Origin of the sequence: Psychrobacter communis (assembly GCF_014836505.1) — a bacterium.
Lineage (GTDB): Bacteria > Pseudomonadota > Gammaproteobacteria > Pseudomonadales > Moraxellaceae > Psychrobacter > Psychrobacter faecalis.
The window spans coordinates 1-3,926 of the sequence record NZ_JACSQR010000064.1 but is presented as its reverse complement, the minus strand read 5'-3'; the positions used below and the strand labels follow the sequence as shown (position 1 = coordinate 3,926).

The 3,926-nt window shown below is 45.8% G+C and carries 2 protein-coding genes; both read left to right on the top strand.

Annotated elements, in window-relative coordinates:
- Positions 1–375: 375 nt before the first annotated feature.
- Positions 376–2,124 carry an RCC1 domain-containing protein gene (locus H9653_RS12165; protein WP_191692563.1) on the top strand — a complete coding sequence of 583 codons (1,749 nt, stop codon included), beginning with the start codon at positions 376–378 and terminating at the stop codon, positions 2,122–2,124.
- A gap of 168 nt (positions 2,125–2,292) precedes the next feature.
- The gene (locus H9653_RS12160) at positions 2,293–3,807 is read left to right on the top strand and encodes a di-heme oxidoredictase family protein (RefSeq protein WP_191692562.1); all 1,515 of its coding nucleotides are present in this window, start codon (positions 2,293–2,295) and stop codon (positions 3,805–3,807) included.
- Positions 3,808–3,926: the final 119 nt, after the last annotated feature.

Here is a 3,926-nt window from a genome sequence, read left to right as displayed (position 1 = left end):
GTTGGGCTGAGGTTATAGAATTTAGCTGCCTCGGCAAAGGTCATACCCTCGTCTAAGCTTTTTAGTACTTGTTTGCGAAAATCTAGTGAGTAAGTCATGGTCTTTATAATAACAATTGAATTTGTTAATTAGTTTATAACATTTTTAAGTAGGATTGACTATATTTACCTTAAAACTCATTTTCTAAAACCCTTAACTACCCTTATATAAAAAACACTTATCTTCAATCCATCAAATCAACATTTTTATTTATATATTGATAATAATTATCATTTGTAATATTATTCGCATCCATAGTTACACCCATTTTACGCTATGTTGCTATTTCCTATATTTAAACACCTATTCTTTTATTGATCATTTATTGAGGTTTTTATGCGCTTATCCCGTCTTAGCCAAGTAGTGGCACTTATCAGCGCGACTTTGATGCTAACTGCTTGTGGCAATGATTCTGATGACACCACAATCATTGATGGGACGCCGCCACTTTTGACCACTGATAGCAACTTTACCGATGGCTATAGCGCGGTGGCGGCAATATTTGTTTCTGGGCAAGTGCAAGATAGCAGTGGCATCAAATCGTTGACATATAAGCGCAACGAAGAGCCAGTGCAAACCTTAGACTTTGATACAAACGGGAATTTTGACGCGCGTATTTTATTGGCATTGGGTAGCAATAAAATCACTTTAGAAGCCACAGATAATAACGGCAACATCATGCGCTCGACCAAAACTGTCTATCTAGGCGATACTGTCGCGGCGGGTGGCTCACATACTGCTGCTCTGCGCGATGGAAAACTGTATGGTTGGGGGCGCAATAATTATGGGCAAACAGGTCTGGGAATGACGACAAAAATTGCCGACGTCATGGGTCATCCAGCTACCCCCATGCTGATGCACAGTGCGCCAAAAGACCTAGTATCTATTAAGTTTAATCAAAATCATTCGCTGGCGCTAGATGCTAAAGGTCAGGTTTATAGTTGGGGCGAAGATATTTCTGGGCAATTAGGACGCGGCGAGACTGGCCGCAACACTTGTAGTAAGACCGAAGACTGCCGCCTAGATATTGGTGCTATCGCTGGTATTGATAATGCGCTGATGGTAGCAGCAGGTTATAAGCATAACTTGGTACTGACCAAAGACGGTAGCGTGTGGGCGTTTGGTGCCAACACCCAAGGACAGCTTGGTAATGCGACAACGATAGAGAGCAGCACACCGGTTAAGGTTGATTTTTCAGCAGCCGCTGACATCGGGCATATCGTGCAAGTGGTGGCCAGTGCCAATAGCTCGTACGCCTTAGATGATAAAGGTCAAGTTTGGGGCTGGGGCAGCGACGCCTATGCCAATCTAGGTCGCGGGCAAGAATGTAACAAAGCCAATAACTGTATCAATGTTAATGCAAGGCCGATTCGTATTGATGTTCTGAGCGGCAATACCAATGCCCATACCAATGTTGACGTCAATACTACTAACGCTATTGTCCCTACTCCTCAGCTTGCCTCTGACCCAAGCATTGGCACTGAAAAAGTGACCCAACTTGCCGCTGGACGCGACCATGTATTGGCGCTAACCAATAAGGAAGCGGTCTACGCTTGGGGGCTCAATGCCAGTAGCCAAATAGGTTATAACGGTAAGCATTTCAAAGGCACTCAAAGCGCTTGGAAAAGCACCATTGTTAAGCCAACCAAACTGCCATGGTTTACTGATAAAAATATTCGTCGTATCTATGCCAATGGCAATGCCAGCTATGCGCTGCTGGACGATGTGCCATCGAACAATGGCACAACAGAAAATGGCTCAGCGACAGACGGTATCCTTTATGCGTGGGGTATGTTTGGGGAAACAAATAGCGCAGGCAAAACTGTCTATAAGGATTTAGATGAGCCGACCAATAAATTACCTAACTTAAAAAATATCGACAATATGGCGATGGGCGTCATGCACTTGATCGCCCATGAAAAACCTCTGCAGCAAAATACCAATACTAATACCAATACCTCGCATAGAGACGGTCAACTCTTTACATGGGGTTGGAGCTTTGAGGGCTCACTCGGTAATAAAGACACTACCCACGTTTGGATGTATAACACTCCTATGCCAGTCAATTTACCAAGCCAGCTATAAACGCGACTTATCTTTAACATGAGTATGCAATAGCAAATGTAGTGAACAAGGGCAGCCAAATTCATGTTGCCCTTGTTAAATTACGGTTTTGTTAATTTCCATTTACTCATCTTTGGTGTTTTTTTCATAATTTAATAAATGATATTTTTAGCCATTTTAGGTCTTGCCATGTCTCTACTGCCTCACTCACCAAATCACTGTTCACTAAACCTTTCAAATACTCCCTCTACTCTTTTATTCCCCGCCATACGCCGTGCGCTATTTTGTTTAACGGCAACTTTATTACTAAGTGCGTGTGGCGGCTCGGACGCTTCCGATAACTCAAGCAATGACAGCTCTAACACACCGGAGTTACCTAGCCAGCCTACGCCGCCCACTCCACCTGACAACCCAGACAGCCCAAACAATCCTGAAACTGATATCAATTGGCTACCAGCCGGTGGCAACGCGACCATTGCTGCCGATATCTCAAGGCCATTTTTACAAATTATGCCCAATTTACCAAGCAGTGCCTTGGGCGGCGTATCGCCAGGTCGCGAGCTATTTATCACCGAATGGACGCCAGCCAATCAAGGTCGCGTGCTCTTTGATGGCGTTGGCCCCTTATTTAACGCCAATGCCTGTACCCAGTGCCATAGTGCTGAAGGACGCAAACCCATTTATGCGGCAAATGGCGAGCTAAGTGACGCCATTTTATTTAGGCTCGGCAACAAACAAGGGCTTGCGCACACTTATTACGGCGAGCAAATGCAACATCAAAGTATCGATACCAGCATCGCAGCCGAAGGTAAAATGCGCTACACCATCACAGCGAGTAATGGCAACCAACCTACCGGTATCCAGTTTGACTTTAGCGCCACCGACCCCAATCAGCCACTGGGAGATACCGCTATCAGTGGGCGTATCTCACCGCAATTGGTCGGCATGGGTTTGCTCGACTTGATTCCTGAGGCGGATATCATTGCGGCAGCTGACCCTGACGATAACAATAACGACGGCATTAGTGGGCGCGTACATTGGGTACAGGATGGCAAACAGCGGCGCATTGGCCGCTTTGGCTGGAAGGCGATTAACTCAAGCCTACGCACCCAAAACGCCAATGCCATGTCACAAGATATGGGTTTGACCACTTCCGTATTTATGGATCCCAATTGTACAGCCAATCAGCCGATTTGTTGGACAGCGCCCAATGGCGGCACGCCTGAGGTTTCAGACAGCAGCTTGGATGCGGTGACCGATTTTATGGCCGCCTTGGCAGTGCCTGAGCGCCGAGTGGCTGATTTATCGACCTTTAATAAAGGCGCGCAGCTCTTTACCCAAGTGGGCTGCGCGAGCTGTCATACGCCAAAACAAAAAACGGGCGCTAGCGGGCGCTTTCCGCTGCTCGCCCAGCAAACTATTTATCCTTATACCGATTTATTGCTGCATGATATGGGCAAAGGTTTAGATGACGGCGTTAAAGAAAAAAATGCCGAAAGCTATGAGTGGCGTACACCGCCATTATGGGGCATCGGTATTGTCGCACGTGACCCAGAAGCACGGTTTTTGCATGATGGTCGCGCCAGCAGCTTGACAGAAGCGATACTTTGGCATGGCGGTGAAGCAGAAAGTACTAAGACACGTTTTAGACAATTACCTGCCACGCAACAACAAACGCTGCTAAGTTTTTTAAACGGCATTTAATAATCATTATGACAAGGTGAAATAAAAAAGCCCTCTAGTGGGGTAATGCCAGTCAGTTAAGGCAAAAACTCAATAAAAGTAATAAAATAGCCCATCTAATAAGTAGATGGGCTATTTTA